19 protein-coding genes are annotated in these 15,938 nt (G+C 67.6%); 9 read left to right on the top strand and 10 right to left on the bottom strand.

Annotated elements, in window-relative coordinates; genetic code table 11:
* Window positions 1-8 precede the first annotated feature (8 nt).
* Both ACT6QK_RS00820 and ACT6QK_RS00815 read right to left on the bottom strand, forming a co-directional pair.
* The gene (locus ACT6QK_RS00820) at window positions 9-419 is read right to left on the bottom strand and encodes a DUF983 domain-containing protein (RefSeq protein ID WP_444595925.1); all 411 of its coding nucleotides are present in this window, start codon (window positions 417-419) and stop codon (window positions 9-11) included.
* Window positions 420-491: 72 nt separating this feature from the next.
* The gene (locus ACT6QK_RS00815; RefSeq protein ID WP_444595924.1) at window positions 492-881 is read right to left on the bottom strand and encodes a hypothetical protein; all 390 of its coding nucleotides are present in this window, start codon (window positions 879-881) and stop codon (window positions 492-494) included.
* A 119-nt stretch (window positions 882-1,000) separates the two neighbouring features.
* On the opposite strand from ACT6QK_RS00815, the gene ACT6QK_RS00810 reads away from it, so the two are divergent.
* Window positions 1,001-3,808, top strand: coding sequence for a tetratricopeptide repeat protein (locus ACT6QK_RS00810; protein WP_444595923.1), 2,808 nt, complete (start codon window positions 1,001-1,003; stop codon window positions 3,806-3,808).
* Between the two features lie 80 nt (window positions 3,809-3,888).
* On the opposite strand, the gene ACT6QK_RS00805 is transcribed toward ACT6QK_RS00810, so the two are convergent.
* The 3 genes from ACT6QK_RS00805 to ACT6QK_RS00795 all read right to left on the bottom strand — a co-directional run bounded on the left by ACT6QK_RS00805 (window position 3,889) and on the right by ACT6QK_RS00795 (window position 5,523).
* Window positions 3,889-4,167 (bottom strand): HU family DNA-binding protein, encoded by a 279-nt coding sequence (locus ACT6QK_RS00805; RefSeq protein ID WP_444595922.1) that lies wholly within the window; start codon window positions 4,165-4,167, stop codon window positions 3,889-3,891.
* A gap of 112 nt (window positions 4,168-4,279) precedes the next feature.
* Window positions 4,280-5,083, bottom strand: coding sequence for a flagellar type III secretion system pore protein FliP (fliP, locus tag ACT6QK_RS00800; RefSeq protein WP_444595921.1), 804 nt, complete (start codon window positions 5,081-5,083; stop codon window positions 4,280-4,282).
* Window positions 5,084-5,247: 164 nt separating this feature from the next.
* The gene (locus ACT6QK_RS00795) at window positions 5,248-5,523 is read right to left on the bottom strand and encodes a FliO/MopB family protein (protein WP_444595920.1); all 276 of its coding nucleotides are present in this window, start codon (window positions 5,521-5,523) and stop codon (window positions 5,248-5,250) included.
* 133 nt (window positions 5,524-5,656) lie between these two features.
* Here ACT6QK_RS00795 and flgB point away from each other — a divergent pair, with 133 nt between their 5' ends.
* The 4 genes from flgB to ACT6QK_RS00775 are packed head-to-tail and all read left to right on the top strand — an operon-like array spanning window position 5,657 to window position 7,241.
* Complete coding sequence (flgB, locus tag ACT6QK_RS00790; protein ID WP_444595919.1) at window positions 5,657-6,064, top strand: flagellar basal body rod protein FlgB; 408 nt, start codon at window positions 5,657-5,659, stop codon at window positions 6,062-6,064.
* A 46-nt stretch (window positions 6,065-6,110) separates the two neighbouring features.
* Complete coding sequence (flgC, locus tag ACT6QK_RS00785) at window positions 6,111-6,497, top strand: flagellar basal body rod protein FlgC (RefSeq protein ID WP_444595999.1); 387 nt, start codon at window positions 6,111-6,113, stop codon at window positions 6,495-6,497.
* Between the two features lie 14 nt (window positions 6,498-6,511).
* The gene (locus ACT6QK_RS00780) at window positions 6,512-6,811 is read left to right on the top strand and encodes a flagellar hook-basal body complex protein FliE (protein ID WP_444595918.1); all 300 of its coding nucleotides are present in this window, start codon (window positions 6,512-6,514) and stop codon (window positions 6,809-6,811) included.
* Window positions 6,812-6,863: 52 nt separating this feature from the next.
* Window positions 6,864-7,241 (top strand): VOC family protein, encoded by a 378-nt coding sequence (locus tag ACT6QK_RS00775; RefSeq protein ID WP_444595917.1) that lies wholly within the window; start codon window positions 6,864-6,866, stop codon window positions 7,239-7,241.
* Here ACT6QK_RS00775 and ACT6QK_RS00770 read toward each other — a convergent pair.
* The 3 genes from ACT6QK_RS00770 to folE are packed head-to-tail and all read right to left on the bottom strand — an operon-like array spanning window position 7,238 to window position 9,916.
* Complete coding sequence (locus ACT6QK_RS00770) at window positions 7,238-8,389, bottom strand: acyltransferase family protein (RefSeq protein WP_444595916.1); 1,152 nt, start codon at window positions 8,387-8,389, stop codon at window positions 7,238-7,240. The genes ACT6QK_RS00775 and ACT6QK_RS00770 overlap by 4 nt on opposite strands.
* A gap of 47 nt (window positions 8,390-8,436) precedes the next feature.
* Entirely contained in the window at window positions 8,437-9,309 is an 873-nt protein-coding gene (locus tag ACT6QK_RS00765; RefSeq protein WP_444595915.1) for a 2OG-Fe(II) oxygenase, read from the bottom strand.
* A gap of 7 nt (window positions 9,310-9,316) precedes the next feature.
* Window positions 9,317-9,916, bottom strand: coding sequence for a GTP cyclohydrolase I FolE (gene folE, locus ACT6QK_RS00760; RefSeq protein WP_444595914.1), 600 nt, complete (start codon window positions 9,914-9,916; stop codon window positions 9,317-9,319).
* Between the two features lie 395 nt (window positions 9,917-10,311).
* Between folE and ACT6QK_RS00755 the strand changes: the two genes are divergently transcribed.
* The 4 genes from ACT6QK_RS00755 to flhB all read left to right on the top strand — a co-directional run bounded on the left by ACT6QK_RS00755 (window position 10,312) and on the right by flhB (window position 15,319).
* Window positions 10,312-12,927 carry a cadherin-like domain-containing protein gene (locus ACT6QK_RS00755; RefSeq protein WP_444595913.1) on the top strand — a complete coding sequence of 872 codons (2,616 nt, stop codon included), beginning with the start codon at window positions 10,312-10,314 and terminating at the stop codon, window positions 12,925-12,927.
* A 267-nt stretch (window positions 12,928-13,194) separates the two neighbouring features.
* Window positions 13,195-13,458, top strand: a complete 264-nt coding sequence (fliQ, locus tag ACT6QK_RS00750) for a flagellar biosynthesis protein FliQ (RefSeq protein ID WP_444595912.1) — start codon at window positions 13,195-13,197, stop codon at window positions 13,456-13,458.
* 9 nt (window positions 13,459-13,467) lie between these two features.
* On the top strand, window positions 13,468-14,238 hold the full coding sequence (gene fliR / locus ACT6QK_RS00745; RefSeq protein WP_444595911.1) for a flagellar biosynthetic protein FliR: 771 nt from the start codon (window positions 13,468-13,470) through the stop codon (window positions 14,236-14,238).
* Complete coding sequence (gene flhB / locus ACT6QK_RS00740) at window positions 14,231-15,319, top strand: flagellar biosynthesis protein FlhB (RefSeq protein ID WP_444595910.1); 1,089 nt, start codon at window positions 14,231-14,233, stop codon at window positions 15,317-15,319. Before fliR ends, flhB begins: the two co-directional genes overlap by 8 nt.
* On the opposite strand, the gene ACT6QK_RS00735 is transcribed toward flhB, so the two are convergent.
* Window positions 15,316-15,654, bottom strand: coding sequence for a type II toxin-antitoxin system RelE/ParE family toxin (locus ACT6QK_RS00735; RefSeq protein ID WP_444595909.1), 339 nt, complete (start codon window positions 15,652-15,654; stop codon window positions 15,316-15,318). The genes flhB and ACT6QK_RS00735 overlap by 4 nt on opposite strands.
* Window positions 15,651-15,890: a ribbon-helix-helix domain-containing protein gene (locus tag ACT6QK_RS00730; RefSeq protein WP_444595908.1), complete on the bottom strand. Its 240-nt coding sequence runs from the start codon at window positions 15,888-15,890 to the stop codon at window positions 15,651-15,653. Before ACT6QK_RS00730 ends, ACT6QK_RS00735 begins: the two co-directional genes overlap by 4 nt.
* Window positions 15,891-15,938: the final 48 nt, after the last annotated feature.

The following is a 15,938-nucleotide window of genomic DNA, read 5'->3' as shown; positions in this document are numbered from 1 at the left end:
ATCACTCTCTACCGCCACTTCGACCCTTCGCCGTGCTTGCCGATGCTGGCCCATTCGGGCGGGGCGGCCTTGTGGACGTATTGCTCGGCCACCAGCCAGCCCTTGAACGGCCGGAGCACGCCCATGCACAGGGCGGCGATCAGGGGGAAGGTGATCAGCAGATGCACCCAGACCGGCGGGTGGACGGTGAACTCGAAGGCCATGAAGGCGATCATCCCGACCACCCCCACGCCCGACATGACGAAGAAAGCCGGGCCGTCGGCCGGCTCGGCGAAACCGTAGTCCAGGCCGCACGCCGGGCAGCTTTCGCGGATGGTCAGATAGCCCTTCAGCAACGGACCCTCGCCGCAACGCGGGCAGCGGCAGCGAATGCCGGTGGAAAGGGTGCTGAGCGGCGGATAGACGGTCGGCTCGGTCATGGGGGCTCCTGTGGCGTCGGTGTCCGCCTCATGAGCCCCAAATGCAAGAGGTGTCAGGTCGCAGCCTTGGCCTCAGCCCGCTGGGCGATCCGCCGTCCAGATGAAGACGAAGTTGCGGTGTTCCGCCCAGGTCTGTCCCTCGACCTTGTTTCCATCCAGACAGGCGGCGGTGTGGTAGGGACCGGCCCCGTCCGTGGTGCGGAAGGCGACGCACAGCCGGCCGTGCTGCGCCTTCCACCGTCCGGCCAGGATCTCGCTGTCGTAGAAGTCGCCGGTCACCGTGCCGTCCGCCGCCAGAACCAGGTTCATGGGCTTGCGATAGGGCTGGGCCGGATCGACGCTGAGATCGACGCTCCAGGCCCCTGACAGGGCCGCCGGCGCGGGCGCCGCAGTTTGGGCCGAGGGCGCGGGCTGGGCCTGCAGCAGCAGCATCAGCGGCAGGGCGGTCAGGGCGGTGATCATCGCGGCTCCAGTGCAGGCAGGGTCGGCGCGCGGCCATTAACGACGTTGAAACGACGCGCGGTCCAGTGTGGATGTCGATGGCAGGCGCATCCTCGAGAAAATCACTCGCGAGGACCACTGTGGCGCTGGGCGCCATGGGGGTGGCGGCGCTCGCGCCCCTGGTCGAGGCCGTTCCGGCCCTGGCCCAGGAGGCGGCCCGCTCCAGCGAGCCTCTCAGCGTCAATATCGGGGCCAACGACGGCTTCACCCGTATCGAATTCGGCGGCGTCGTCGGGGCCCGCGCCCGCGTCCGCCGTGAAGGCCAGGCGGTCATCGTCCGCATCGGCACCACCGCCGCCCCCGACGTGAGCCGCCTGAAAAACGACCCTCCGCCCGGCGTGGACAAGGTCGAGACCCGCGCGGTCGCCGGCGGCACCGAACTGGTCGTGACGCTCAAGCCCGATGCCGACGCCCGCAGCGGGATGGCCGACGGCGCGGTCTGGGTGAACCTCTATGCCCCGGGCAAGACCCCGGACGCCCCGGCCCGTTCGGCCGTGCCGGCGGGCGGGGTGGTGCCGGTCACGGTCGCCGCAGACGCCGACAAGGCGGTGCTGAGCTTCCAGTGGGGCGCGCCGGTCGGCGCCGCCGTCTTCCGTCGCGGCGAGGCCGTCTGGATCATTTTCGATTCCGCCGCCCGTCTCTCCCTGCCCAAGAGCCGCGCCGCCCTCGGACCGGCCGGCGACGCCCGCTGGGCCGTGGGACCGGACTATACGGTGGTGCGCGTCACCGCGCGTGAGCGCCTGGCCGTCTCGGCCGAGGGCCACGGCGCTGAATGGACCGTCACCATAGGCGGCCAGCCCGTTCCGTCGTCCACCGAAGTCATCGTCGATCGCGACGACACGGCCCAGGCGTCCCTCGTCGGCCAGATGGCCGGGGCGACGCGGGCCATCTGGCTGACCGATCCCATGGCGGGCGACCGCTTCGCCGCCGTGACGGCCCTGGCCCCGGGCAAGGGTTACGGCTCCGAACGCCGCACCATCGACGCCACCCTCCTGCCCACCGCCCAGGGCATGGCGGTCGAGACGGCGGCCGACGACCTGACGATCCGCACCGAGGGCGATCGCGTCATCATCAGCCGCCCGCGCGGCCTGACCCTGTCGGCCCCCTCCGCCACGCTCGAAGCGGCCCAGGATGATCATTCCGCGCCGCGCAAGGCCGCCTATCCCGCCCTGATCCTGGCCCAGTGGGCCGATGTCGGCCACGACGGCTTCGCGGCCCGCCATCGCGCCCTCCAGACGGCCGCGACCGAAGAAACCATCACCGCCAGCGACGACCCCCGCACCCCGATCGAGGCGCGCATGGCCTATGCCCGCTTCCTGGTGGCCTCGGGCCTGGAGTTCGAGGCCATCGGCGTGCTGAACGCCATGGTCATGAAGACGCCCAGCCTTCAGGGCGAGCCCGAGCTGCGCGGCCTGCGCGGCGCCGCCCGCGCCGCCATCGGCCGTAACGCAGAGGCCGAGGCCGACTTCTCCGCCGGCGCCCTGGCCGGCGATCCCTCGATGAAGATCTGGCAGGGCTATCTGGCCAGCCAGCGCGGCGACTGGGAGACCGCGCGCAAGGCTTTCGCCGCCGGCGCCGCCGCCATCGACCAGTTCCCCCAGGTCTGGCGCGCCCGCTTCGGCGCCGCCCACGCCCTGGCGGCGGTCGAGATGGGCGACCTCAGCGCCGCCGAAGCCCTTCTGGCCTACAGCTTCAGCCAGAACGCCCCGGCCGAGGACCAGCTGACCGCCCGCCTGGTCCAGGCCAAGCTGTTCGAGCTTCAGGGCCAGAGCGACCGCGCCCTGGCCGTCTATCAGGCCGTCGCCCGCGCGCCGCTTGACGGCATCGCCACGCCCGCCAAGCTCGGCGCGGTCAAGCTCCAGCTCGCCAAGGGCCAGCTCAAGCCCGACGCCGCCGCCGCCGAGCTGGAACAGCTCAAATGGCGCTGGCGCGGCGACGCGACCGAACTGGCCGTCATCCGGACCCTGGGCGACCTCTACCTGTCCCAGGGCCGCTATCGCGAGGCGCTTGAGGCCCTGCGCCGCGCGGGCAAGCGGATGGGCAATCTGCCGGGCGCCGCCGAGATCCAGACCGACCTGTCCGACGCCTTCCGCGCCCTGTTCCTGCAGGGCGCCGCCGACGGCCTGCAGCCGGTTCAGGCCCTGGCCCTGTTCTTCGACTTCCGCGAAATGACCCCGGTCGGCGCCGACGGCGACGAGATGGTGCGGCGACTGGCGCGGCGCCTGATCGACGTCGATCTGCTGGATCAGGCGGCTGAACTGCTCAAGCACCAGGCCGAGAGCCGTCTCGAAGGCGTGGCCAAGGCCCAGGTCTCGACCGATCTGGCCACCGTCTATCTGATGGACCGCCAGCCCGAAAAGGCGCTCCAGGCCCTCTGGTCCTCGCGCACCACCCTCTTGCCCACCGCCATGAACAGCGAGCGTCGGGCTCTGGAGGCGCGGGCCCTGATGGAGCTGGGCCGCTACGATCACGCCCTGGAGACGCTGGACAAGGACGTCAGCCCCGAGGCCCAGGACGTGCGCGCCGAAATCTTCTGGAAGCAGCAGAACTGGCCCGCCGCCGCCCGCCTCTACGAACAGCGGATGGGTGAACGCTACAAGGACACCGCCACCCCCCTGTCGGCGGACGAGGAGAACCGCGTCATCCGCGCGGGCGTCGGCTATTCGCTCGGCCAGGACGCGGCGGCCCTGGGCCGTCTCTCGCGCAACTACCGGCCCTTCATCGACAAGGCCCGCTCGGCCGCCGCGATGCGGGTGGCGCTCGACACGGCAAGCGGCGAGGGGATCGGCGGCCAGGATCTGGCGAGCCTCACCGCCCGCGTGGACACCTTCGCCGGCTGGGTCCAGACCATGAAGGCCGACTTCCGCAAACAGACGGGCGCGGGCTGAACCTCTCCTGAAACGCAAACGGGCGGAAACGGCTGAACCGTTTCCGCCCGCGCATCACGCCGGTGAGGCGTGAGAAACGCTTACTTGTTGACCGCGTCCTTGAGGGGCTTGGACACGCGGAAGCGCACGGCCTTGGAGGCGGCGATCTTGATCGTCGCGCCCGTGGCCGGGTTGCGGCCCTCGCGCTCGGCGCGGGCGGCGGTGTCGAAGACGCCCAGGTTCGAGATACGAACGTCACCGCCGCCGATCAGCGACGCGTGGATGTTCTTGACGATGGCTTCCAGAACGCGGCCGGCGTCGGCCTGCGAGACGCCCGCGTCCTTGGCGACGGCGGCGATCAGTTCAGCTTGAGTGGTCATATGGGTCGTTTCCAAAAACTCGCCCGATTCCGGGCGAAGACCGGAGGATCAACCAGCTTTTCGGGGGGCAATGCAAGCGCTGGATCGCCGGAAAGCCCCACAGGGCGGGGTTTCAGCCCGTTCCGGGCGGGGTCTGGAAGCCCTGAACCAGGCTTCCGGCGACCAGTCTCCAGCCGTCCACCAGCACGAAGAAGATCAGCTTGAACGGCAGGGAAACCACCACCGGCGGCAGCATCATCATACCCATGGACATGAGCACCGAGGCGACCACCAGATCGATCACAAGAAACGGAACGAAAAGGAGAAATCCGATCGTAAAGGCCGTCTTCAACTCGCTGATCATGAAGGCCGGGGTGACCACGCGCAGAGGCAGGTCCTGACGGTCCGCGGGGACCTCGATTCTGGACAGTCGGGTGAACAGGGCCAGGTCCCCTGAGTCCACCTGGGCCAGCATGAAAGTTTTCACAGGTTCGGACGCCTGATCGAACGCCTGAGGCAGTTCCATCTGCTGATCCATCAGCGGACGGATGCCCGAATCATAGGCGTCCTGCCAGGTCGGGGCCATGACGATGGCCGACAGGAACATCGACAGGGCGATCAGGACGGCGTTCGGCGGCGACTGCTGCATGCCCAGGGCGGTCCGCAGAAGGGACAGCACCACCACGATCCGCACGAAGCTGGTGGTCATGATGACGATGGACGGCGCCAGGGACAGGACCGTCATCAGCCCGACGAGCTGCACCACCCTCTGGGTCAGGCCCGCGCCGGTGCCGAGATCGACATTGATGGCCGCGCCGGACCCCTGGGCGGCCTGAACCGCCTCCTGGGCCAGGGCCGACAGGGGCCAGACCAGACAGACCAGGGTGGTGATCAGCGACAGGAGGGCCGCGCGCTTCAACTCATCGCGCGTCGGCATGCCGAACCACGATGTCTCCCTCCCCTTCATGGGGAGGGACGATCGCGAAGCGATCCGGGTGGGGATGTCCGAGGCCTTGCCCCGCTTCCTGTCTTCCCCACCCTGGCCTGCGCTACGCTTCGGCCGTCCCTCCCCATGAAGGGGAGGGAGAGAGATCAGACGTTTCACTTGCCGGCTCCGGGCTGGCGCGGCTCGATCAGTTCACGCCCCTCGCCCAGCAGGATCAGCCGCTCCTCGTCGTCGACCCGGACCAGGACCAGACGGCGGGCGGGGTCCAGCACCAGGGTCTCCACCACCTTAAGGCGACGTTCGCCGCGCTCGGCGTTCAGCCGCGCCATGAGCTGGGGCGCGTAGCGACGCGCCGCCCAAGCGACCAGACCGATCAGGCCCAGAACGAAGGCCAGGCCGAAGATCGCGCGTGCGAGATCGAGGAAATTCATGCGTCGGCCGCCCCGTGAACTGCCCGCACAGTCGGATGAACGTGGTTAACGCCGCGTTGAGATAAGACCTCATTAACCATGCAGGCGGCATTTTCTGCCTATCGACCGCCAGGTCATCCGCCGGAGTTGCGCCGTGGGCTATACGGACCTGCCGCTGCTGAACCAGATCAAGGGCCGCCTGGCCTGGTTGGACGACCGCCAGCGCGTGGTGGCCCAGAACGTGGCCAACGCCGACACGCCCGGCTACGCGGCCCGCGACCTGAAGACCCCGACCGATTTCGCCGCCGCCCTTCGGGCCGGGGGCGGGCTGCAGGTGACGCGCACCAACGCCATGCACATCGCCCCGGCCAATGCGAACGTCGCTCGGTTCTCGAGCCAGAACGCGCCGGATTCCGAGACCACCCTCGACGGCAACTCGGTGGTGGTCGAGGAGCAGATGCTCAAGATGGCCGAGAGCCGCATGGCCTATGACGCCGCGATCAGCCTGTATCAGAAGTCGATGACCATGCTGCGCATGGCCGCCAAGAAGCCCGGCGTCTGAAGGAGGCTGAGCCATGACCGACCCCGTTCCGCCCCGAAACACCGCCATGTCCGTGGCCGCCGGCGCCCTGAGGGCCCAGCAGTCGCGCATGCGGATCATCGCCGAGAACATCGCCAATGCCCAGTCGACGGCCGAGACGCCCGGCGGGGCGCCCTATCGCCGCCAGATCCCGGTCTTCGAGGCGCGCAACGTCGACGGCGCGACCGGGGTGGTGCTCGCCGAGGTGCGGCCTGACCAGAGCGACTTCAAGCGCGACTATGATCCGTCGCATCCGGCGGCCGACGCCAACGGCTATGTCCTGCGGCCCAATGTCGACACCCTGGTCGAGGCCATGGACATGCGCGAGGCACAGCGCGCCTACGAAGCCAATCTGAACGTCATCGAGACGGCGCGTTCGATGGAAATGCGCACCCTCGACATCCTGAAGCGCTGAGCCGGAGCTAGGTCATGAACCCCTTGATGGCGGCCAAGGCCTATGCGGCGGTCCAGGGCGGCGGCATGCCGACCGGCGCATCTGCCCCGACTGCGGCGCCCGGCTTCGGCGAACTGCTCCAGAACGTCATGGGCGACATGACCCAGGCGACCAAGGCGGCGGAGACCCAGATGGCCCAGAACGTGCGCGGTCAGGGCAGTCTGATCGACGTGGTCACCGCCGTCTCCAGCGCCGAGGCCCAGCTGGAAACCGTCATCGCCGTGCGCGATCAGGTGATCTCGGCCTATCAGGAAATCATGCGGATGCCGATCTGAGGCGAACCGTCGGTCCGAGCGCGCGTTTCCTGCCTCGAACAGGGAGATCGCCATGCTCGCCGACAAAGCCTCGTCCGCCATCGTCGCCGTCAGCGACCTGGACCGCGCCCGGACCTTCTACGAACAGACCCTCGGCCTGACGGTTCAGGACGACGGCATGGGGGTGCTGGTGTTCCGCACCGGAGACACCAGCCTGGTCGTCTATCCGTCCGACGAGGCCGGGACCAACCGGGCCAACGCCGTGGTCTGGGGCGTCGGCGACGAGCTGGAGGCCATCGTCGCGGACCTGACCGGCAAGGGCGTCGTGTTCGAACACTACGATCTGCCCGACACAAACTTCGCCGACGGGATCCACCGGTCCGGCGACTTCCGCATGGCCTGGTTCAAGGATCCGGACGGCAACATCCTGCACCTGAACAGCGCGGACTAGCCTTCTATCGATACGACTGCACCACGCTCGGCCGGAGCCGAGCGGCGACGGCGCGACTTGAGCCAGCCCTTGATCCGCTCCTGCATCGGCTGGTCGATGACCGTGTGGAACAGCCAGGCGAAGGCGAAGGCCGCGATCACGCCCAGCGCCCACAGACCCCATTGCACCCCGACCGGCAGGGCGAAGCGGGCGATCAGCACATTGACCACCCCGAACCAGACGATGCGCACCGGCTCATTGGTGATGAACATCGAGAACGACATGACCGACAGCCGCTCGACCAACTTGGACGGCTTCACGACCGGGATCGCGCCCGCCGCTAGAATGATGAGGCTGATGAAGGTCAGGGAGACCAGGGCGTGCTTGTCGAAATACTGGACGAAGGCCAGGGCCAGGGCGGCGCCGACGCCGACCCATCCGGCCAGCTTCGGATGGATCCAGACCCGCTCGGTGAAGGCGGCCAGACCCATGCCGAGGAGGAACAGGGGCAGGGCGCGGATGAAGCCGTACTTCATCGGCATCTGATAGACCGGGAAGTCCAGCAGTGCCCAGGTCAGGGCGTTGGCGAGGAAATAGAGGCCGACGACGGCGATCAGGGCCGTCCAGGGACCGATCTTCTTCAGCCCGCGCAGGATCCACGGGAAGGCCAGATAGCAGCCCACCAGGCCGGACACCGACCAGCTGGGCGCGTTCCAGCCCAGACCGCCATGAACGCCGAAGGCCTGGGTCAGGGTCAGTTGCGCCGGCAGCTGGTCCCAGGCGAACCACTCCGGATTGCGCGGCGCGAAGCCCAGGGCGCCGGCCCCGAGGACGAAGGCCACCAGACCCAGCCCCATCATCAAATGAGCCGGATAGACGCGCAGGAACCGCTTGGCGAAGAATTCGCCGGCGCCCAGGCGCCCGTCGCCGACTGAGCGGCCATAGACCCGCATCAGCACATAGCCGCTGTCGATCAGGAAGAAGTTGGTCAGCAGGAAACCGCCGCGCTCGAACACCGGATTGATCAGCTCGGCCAGGGGCACGGGGCCCGCGGCCTGGAAGTGGTGCAGGATGATCAGCGAGGCCACGATGAAACGCAGGGCGTCCAGCCATCCGCCGCGGGAGATGGGCGGTGTCTCATTTCGGGTCGAAATCGCGGTCCAGGCCATCGCAAGGCTCCTTCGGAACCCTGCGCCGCAAAGAGCGGGCCGGAACCTCAGGTGGGGTCGCTTCGCCTCGGCGCGAAGGGCCGCATCCATTGCGACAGGACCCACTTCTCGCCCCGCGTCGGCGGCAGGCCCGCATGGCGGCTCAGGGGATCGGCGCGGCCGTCGGGGGTGACGTTGGCCCAAAGGATCGCATCCCCCTTTCGCCCGCGCAGCTTCAGGTCCGGCGCCGAGAACGCCGTCTCGCCGCCGTCGTGGTCGTCGTCCAGCCAGACCAGACAGGTGGCGATCCTCTGGCCGCGCCGGGCCAGGTCGTCGCGGTGGCCTGGGGTGGCGGGGTCGAGGAAGTCGACGTGCCAGTCGAACTGCTGGCCGGGGGTGTAGCGCAGCACCTGGCTGGCCTCGAACCCGGCGACCGGCAGGCCCGCCAGCCGCGCGATCCGTTCGCGCAACAACACCAGCACCATGTCGGTCTGGCTCAGGTCGAAGGCGTGGGCGGTGTTGGACCGGATCTCCTCGATCCGCCCCTCGCCGGTGTCGAGATCATAGACGCGCGCCGGCGCCAGATGCGGCCGGGCTCGGTCCATCAGCCAGTCGCAGACGGCGGGCGAGACGAAGCCGTCGCAGAGCAGAACATGGGGCCGCTCGCTGACCAGGCGCGGCAGAGGCGGCCCCAGCCAGGACGCCAGACCGCCGGGCTGGGCGTTCAGAAGGCTCAGACTATCCGTCGCCAGATCGTGGCCCAGATCAGCCGCCTGCCCCAGCCGCCGCATCGCTTCCGGGAAATCGTGCGGACGCCCCAGACCGATCCCGGCCAGAAGCGCCGCGCGATGCGCCGCCTCGCCGTCGCCGGCCTCGGCCAGACGGTCGAGCACCACCGGATCCCATCCGGGGTCGGCGCCGCTCTCCGGGCCGGGCGTCACCCGCGGATCACTTGCGCCGCGTCAGGCTGAGGAACTCCTCCCGCGTCCGGGGGTCGTCCTTGAACAGGCCCAGCAGGCTGGAGGTGGTCAGGGTCGTGCCCGGCGCATTGACCCCGCGCAGGGTCATGCAGGAATGCTCGGCCTCGATCACCACCCCCACGCCGTGGGGACGCAGGACCTCGTGGATGGCGTTGGCGATCTCGGCGGTCATCTTCTCCTGGATCTGCAGGCGGCGGGCGAAACCGCGCACGACGCGCGCCAGCTTGGAGATGCCCACGACCCGGTCGGTCGGCAGATAGGCGACATGGGCCACGCCCACGACCGGCAGCATGTGATGCTCGCAGAAGGAGACGAAACGGATGTCCTTCAGCACCACCATCTGGTCATAGCCGCCGACCTCCTCGAAGGTCCTTGCCAGATATTGGCGGGGTTCGACCTCGTAGCCGGCGAACAGCTCCTTGTAGCTGCGCGCCACCCGGGCCGGGGTGTCCAGCAGCCCCTCCCGGTCGGGATCGTCCCCCGCCCACTGGATCAGGGTGCGAACAGCGGCCTCGGCCTCGGCGGCGGAGACTCCATGGGGGGCGTCGGGATGCGAAGGGTCGGTCATGCGCAGGGATATAGACGCGGCGAGCGGTGAGGGGGAGGGGGGCGGTTTGCGGCGGACGGCCGAAGACGGCTCACGACCATCGCCGAACTCGCGAACGACTGGTTCCGGGACCAGCTTCCATAGTGGACGAGCTGCCTAGCGCCGCAAACTATCGGCCAGTCGTTGGGTCTGGCGCGGGAGCGAGCTCGGAGATTGTCAACAAATGGCGATCGTGTAATGGGCGTTTTCGTTCGGGGGAACGAGCTTTGATCACAATCTCTGCAAGACTAGGACGCCTGCACGCCGTGGTCGCCGCATCGTTGCTCGGGGTGGTGTCGATGTCCGGCGTGCTAGCCGCGCCTGCGCGCGCCCAGACCTGTGCGCCGATCAGTACGGCAGCGTGCGGGTCTGTAGAAGTGGCCACCAGCGCTCCCTACCGTCTCGACTTCTCGGGCCCGGCCGGCGGACTTTCCGGCACCGGCTTCACAGCGGTACTGGCTCCTTCCCAGAATCGCTATCCGGCCGTGCCGTCGGATCCCGACGTTCCGGGTTACGAACCTGCACTCATCAACGTCGCAGGGGGTATCCTGACCCTGACCACGACACGCGGGTCGCTGTTCCAGACCCAGAACGAGAACGCCGCGAACAATAGCCAGGTCAACGCGCTGGCGGTGGGATTCGACGCCACCAGTCCACGCATCGTTCGGGTCCGGTTGCTCAACCCCGCATTTTCGGACACCGCGAACGGAGAGCACGCCGGGCTTTGGTTCGGACTGGACGAGGACAACTATGTCCGGCTGGCGGTCATCAACCGCACCGGCGCGGGTCTGGGTACGATCGAGCTTCGACGCGAAGTGGCTGGCGCGAGCTTCACGAACGCCACCAACGTCGCGACGGCGAACCTTGCCGGACTGAGCGGGTCGATCGTTACTCTTGAACTCCTGCTGGATCCCGCGAACGCCCGAGTGTGGGGGCGCTACGTCAGCACGAATGGCGAGGCAGGCGTCCTCGGACCCTTGAGCGTTCCATCCTCCTTCTTCAGCGGCGGCCTGTTGCCGGACGGCTCAACAGGCCCTCTCAGTCTCGCCGGCATCCTGACCAGCAGCCGGTTCAACACGGTCACGCCCGCTCTGCCTTTTCAGTTCGATGATTTTGCGCTCGAACCACCCGGCGCAGCGCCTGTCGCAGTCGCTGACGAGATATCGGTTCTCAGCGGCGGCGCGTCCTCGGCATTGGTCGGCGGTCAAACCACCCTGTTGGCCAACGACACAGACAGCGACGGGGACAGTCTGAGCGCCAGTCTGGTCTCCGGGCCGTCTCACGGCGTCCTGACCCTCAACGCTGACGGCACCTTTAGCTATGTGAACAACGGTGGCTTGGCCACGACCGACAGCTTCACCTATCGTGTCAATGACGGCCTGCTGGATTCCGATCCCCAGACCGTCAGCATCGTCATCACCCCCGTCTGCGGCGGTATCGGGATCGGGGCCTGTAGCGCGCTGCCGGTGACCGTCTCCACAACCCGCACCCTGACTTTCAGCGGCGGCGCCGGCGGCTTGGCCGATACCGGGTTCACAATCGTTCAGCGGCCTTCCGTGAACAGATACCCCGCCACGCCGAGCCTGCCGTCCGTGCCAGGCTACGAGCCGAGCCTCATCACAGTCTCGGGCGGACTGCTGACCTTGACCTCTACGCGAGGCAGCTTTTTTCAAACCCCGGCCCAGAACGCGGCCAACAACACTCAAGTGAACGCACTGGCTCTTCCGTTCAGGGTTGGTTCGGAGAGCTTGAGCATTGGGGTCGATGTGGTGCGACCGGTTCTTCGAGACACAGCAAACGGCGAGGCGGCTGGCCTGTGGTTTGGCTTGGGAGAAGATGATTACATCCGACTGGCGGTCCTCAACCGCAACGGAGCAGACCTCGGTCAGATTGAGCTCCGGCGTGAAGTTGGCGGTGTCAGCTCAACGGCTTCGGATCTGCAACTCGCCGACGTGACGGCTTTGTCGTCTTCCGTCATCAAACTCGAGCTACGCATCGACCCGGTGAGCCGCGCCGTTTCAGGCGTCTACACGTCAACGTCGGGCGAGAGCGGCATACTCGGTCCGCTGCCCGTGCCGGCCTCCTTTATAAACGGCACCTTGTTGGCGGATGGCGTGACGGGTCCCGTCAGTTTCGGAGGCGTATTCGCCACAGGCCGATTCAACACTGTCAGCACGCCGATCTTCTCATTCGACAACTTCACCGTCGGGCCGCTGGCGAATACCGCTCCGGTCGCCTCCGGAGATCTTTTGGCGGTAGCTGTGGCCGGCGGCGCGCAGACCGCTCTGGTCGGCGGGGCGTCAAGCGTTCTGGCCAACGACGTTGACAATGAGGGAGACGCCCTGACCGCAGTTCTGGTCTCGGGACCTTCAAATGGCGTGGTGACATTGAACTCCGACGGCACATTCACCTACACCCACGATGGGGGAACCAGTGAGAGCGACAGTTTCACCTATCGTGCATCCGACGGTTTCCTGTCCTCATCCGACGCCACGGTGACCATCGTGATCGGCGACACCGAGGGGCCAAGGGTGGTCGCCGTCACCGCGCCGCCGAACGGCGATTATGCCGTGGGCGATCAGCTTGAGTTCTCCGTCAGGTTTGATGAGGCGGTCACCGTCGATCAGACCGGCGGATCTCCCCGGTTGGTTCTGACGCTCGACAGTGGCGTCACGTACGCCGCCTACGTTGCGGGAAGCGGCTCCGACACGCTCATCTTTCGCCTGACTGTCGGGCCGACGGATCTGGACCAGGACGGCCCGGTGCTGGCCTCGACCATCGACCTGAACGGGGCCGTTCTATCCGATCGACTTGAAAATCCCGCCGATCCAACCTTGAACAACACGGCCCCGCTTTCAGGCGTCCGCATCGGAAGTCCAGCGACGCCGCCTGCCACGGTGCCGACGATGAGCGACCTGGCTCTAGTCCTTTTCGGGCTTGTTCTGGCTGGCGGCGCCGCCCTTTATCTCAAGCGGCGTCAAGCTGCCGTTTAGGCGTAAGGTGGCCTCTTCGATGGCTTCGTTGGCGAAAGCGGAGCTTTCAAAGTGTCTGCCACGGTTAACGGACGCCCAACGCGCCCACTTCGTGACCGCATTCGCGAGGTCGGCCCTGCGGCGATGGGCGGATGACCGCTTCCCACCCGTAGCTGTCACTAGCGACGTCACCTATCCGCCCATTCTGATCGCCCGCCAGCCCAAACCGTAACCCCCCGTTAACCACGCTCCCGGCATTTTCTGCCCGGTGTTTCAGTGGGGTTTTCGATGAACGGCGCGGAAGTTCTGGATGTGGGTCGCGACGCCATCTGGTTAACGGTCCAGCTGTGCGCGCCGGTCCTGCTGGTCGGTCTGGTCGTCGGGGTCGGCATCGGCCTGTTCCAGGCCCTGACCCAGATCCAGGAACAGACCCTGGTCTATGCCCCCAAGATCATCGCCATCTTCGTCTCCCTGCTGCTGTTCCTGCCGCTGATGGGGGCGCTGCTGGGCGGGTTCATGAGGACCATCGCGGCCCGCATCGCGGGCATGTAGCGAACCGGGATGGAGCCCTACGCCACCGCCGATCAGGTCTGGGCCGGCGGGCTGATCTTCGCCCGCATCGGGGCCATGCTGCTGACGCTTCCGGGCATCGGCGAGGCCTATGTGCCGCCGCGAATCCGCCTGTCGCTCGCTCTGCTGATCTCCCTGGTGCTGTGGCCGGTCGTCGCGCCTGGCCTGCCGCCCCTGCCGGCGACGATCGGAGGCATGGCGGGCTGGGTGATCCGCGAGGCCGTGACCGGGCTGATGGTCGGCTACATGCTGCGCATCTTCATGGCGTCCCTGGCGACGGCGGGCGAGATCGTCTCCCTGCAGACCACCCTCAGCTTCGCCCAGACCGCCAACCCGCTTCAGGCCCAGCCCGGCACGACCATCGCCTCCTTCCTGATGCTGTTCGGCACGGTGATGATCTTCGCCACCAATACCCACCACCTGTTCCTGGCCGGTCTGGTGGGATCCTATGAGGCCATCGCCCCGATGAAGCCCCTGATCCTCGGCGACTTCGCCCAGATGGCGGTCAGGACTGTGGCGGACAGCTTCACCTTGGGGGTCCAGCTGGCGGCGCCTGTGATCGTCTTCGCCCTGATCTTCAACCTGGCCTCGGGACTGGTGGCGCGCGTCATGCCGTCCTTCCAGGTCTTCTTCGCCGCCGCCCCGCTCAGCGTCATCCTGGGCCTGTCGGTCTTCGCCCTGTCGCTCGGCGTGCTGGGCACGGTCTTCATCGACCGCTATCGCGCCCTGGCGCGGGTGTTCGCGGGAGGCGCCGGTGGCTGAAGGCGCCGATCCCGAGTCCAAAACCGAAGAGGCCTCCCCGAGGAAACTCGAGGAGGCCCGCCGCAAGGGCGATGTCGCCAAGTCCCAGGACGTCGGCCAGACCCTGAGCCTGATGGGCGCCTCGGCCGTGCTGCTGGTCGGCGGCGGCTGGTTCTGCGGCCGGATGGCCGAGGAGCTGCTGCCCTTCATCGCCCAGCCGCACGAAATGATGGGCGGGCTGGAGGCCGGAGCCGGGGTCGAGATCGGGGTCCGAGCCCTGTGGGCGGCGGCGCCCTTCCTCGGCGCGGTGATGATCGCGACCATCGTCGGCGGGGTCGGCGGCAATATCGGACAGGTCGGGGGCCTGGTCTTCTCGGCCGAGAAGCTGAAGCCCAAGTGGGAGACGCTGAACCCCATGGCCGGGTTCAAGCGGATCTTCGGCCCCGACGGCCTGATGCATTTCGCCCAGACCCTCATCAAGCTCATCGCCGTGGGCGTGATCTGCTGGTTCGTGCTCAAGCCCCATGCGCGCGAGATGGAAAACCTGGCGGCCATGAGCCCCATGGCCATCCTGCCCCTGACGCGGGACCTGGCCGTGGCCCTGCTGGCCGCCACCCTGGTCTTCATGGGGTTCACCGCCGGCGGCGACTTCATCTGGCAGAAGCTGCGCTTCGCCAAGCGGATGCGGATGACCAAGGAGGAGATGAAGGAGGACTTCAAACAGTCCGAAGGCGACCCCCACATCAAGGCCAAGCTGCGCCAGATCCGCATGCAGCGCAGTCGCCAGCGGATGATGGCCAATGTGCCCAAGGCCACCGTCATCGTCACCAACCCGACCCACTATTCCGTGGCCCTCCGCTACGAGCCGGATCAGGGCGACGCCGCCCCCATCTGCCTGGCCAAGGGGGTGGACGCGGTCGCCCTGCGCATCCGCGAGGTGGCGCGCGAGAACGACGTGCCGATCGTCGAGAACGTCCCCCTGGCCCGCGCCCTCTACGCCGCCGTCGACATCGACGAGACCATCCCGCGCGAACATTTCGAGGCCGCCGCCAAGGTCATCGGCTTCGTCATGCAGAAGCGGAAGAAGCGCGGGTTCAGCTAGAGGCCGTCGGCCGGGTCATCGCCGGACAGGCTGGCCGGGATGTCGCGAGCGCCACGCAGCACGCGCCAGACGTCGATCTGCCCTTCGTTGTCGGTGTGGAAAACGAGATAGGGGAAACCGCCGACCCGCCGCATGCGCAAGCCGCCCAGGCCCAGCGCGTGGCCATAGTGGGGCGACCCCGAGCCCGGATAGGCCTGAATGTCGAGGAGGGTGTCGGCAAGCGCGTCACCGAACTTCGTCGCGATGTGTACGCCCGCCTCGAACAGATAAAAATCCACGGCGGCGTCCATGTCGAGCGCCGCGATCGGTCGGACCTCGAACCTTCCGGATGTCACTCCGACAGCAACCCGCGCGCGCGACGCCGCAACCGATCAAGGAACTCGGGCGTCACGGGCTGGGACGGCCCGGAACGCGGCCCCTCCAGCAAGAGCTCCCGCAAGGCCTCGCGGTCCAGATCGCGGCGGATCAGGTCGCGCACATATTCGCTGGACGAGCCATAGCCGCGAGCCTCGACCTGCTCATCGACCGAAGCCCTCAAAGCATCCGGAATGGAAATATTCATCGTGGCCATGAGGCTCAGTCTAGGCCGATGGCAAAAAATGGCAAGCTGGACGCCTGT

Origin of the sequence: Brevundimonas sp., assembly GCF_052436175.1 — a bacterium.
Lineage (GTDB): Bacteria > Pseudomonadota > Alphaproteobacteria > Caulobacterales > Caulobacteraceae > Brevundimonas.
The sequence above is the reverse complement of the archived record's forward strand: the minus strand, read 5'-3'. Positions and strand labels throughout refer to the sequence as shown.

Bases quoted from the DNA above. Each gene is read 5' to 3' on its own strand.
- fliP (WP_444595921.1), bottom strand. From the start codon at position 5,083: ATGCCGACGCGCGATGAGTTGAAGCGCGCGGCCCTCCTGTCGCTGATC.
- flgC (WP_444595999.1), top strand. From the start codon at position 6,111: ATGTCCGTGGCCGCCGGCGCCCTGAGGGCCCAGCAGTCGCGCATGCGG.
- ACT6QK_RS00775 (WP_444595917.1), top strand. From the start codon at position 6,864: ATGCTCGCCGACAAAGCCTCGTCCGCCATCGTCGCCGTCAGCGACCTG.
- ACT6QK_RS00780 (WP_444595918.1), top strand. From the start codon at position 6,512: ATGAACCCCTTGATGGCGGCCAAGGCCTATGCGGCGGTCCAGGGCGGC.
- fliQ (WP_444595912.1), top strand. From the start codon at position 13,195: ATGAACGGCGCGGAAGTTCTGGATGTGGGTCGCGACGCCATCTGGTTA.
- fliR (WP_444595911.1), top strand. From the start codon at position 13,468: ATGGAGCCCTACGCCACCGCCGATCAGGTCTGGGCCGGCGGGCTGATC.
- ACT6QK_RS00730 (WP_444595908.1), bottom strand. From the start codon at position 15,890: ATGGCCACGATGAATATTTCCATTCCGGATGCTTTGAGGGCTTCGGTC.
- ACT6QK_RS00805 (WP_444595922.1), bottom strand. From the start codon at position 4,167: ATGACCACTCAAGCTGAACTGATCGCCGCCGTCGCCAAGGACGCGGGC.
- ACT6QK_RS00815 (WP_444595924.1), bottom strand. From the start codon at position 881: ATGATCACCGCCCTGACCGCCCTGCCGCTGATGCTGCTGCTGCAGGCC.
- folE (WP_444595914.1), bottom strand. From the start codon at position 9,916: ATGACCGACCCTTCGCATCCCGACGCCCCCCATGGAGTCTCCGCCGCC.
- ACT6QK_RS00795 (WP_444595920.1), bottom strand. From the start codon at position 5,523: ATGAATTTCCTCGATCTCGCACGCGCGATCTTCGGCCTGGCCTTCGTT.
- ACT6QK_RS00770 (WP_444595916.1), bottom strand. From the start codon at position 8,389: ATGGCCTGGACCGCGATTTCGACCCGAAATGAGACACCGCCCATCTCC.
- ACT6QK_RS00820 (WP_444595925.1), bottom strand. From the start codon at position 419: ATGACCGAGCCGACCGTCTATCCGCCGCTCAGCACCCTTTCCACCGGC.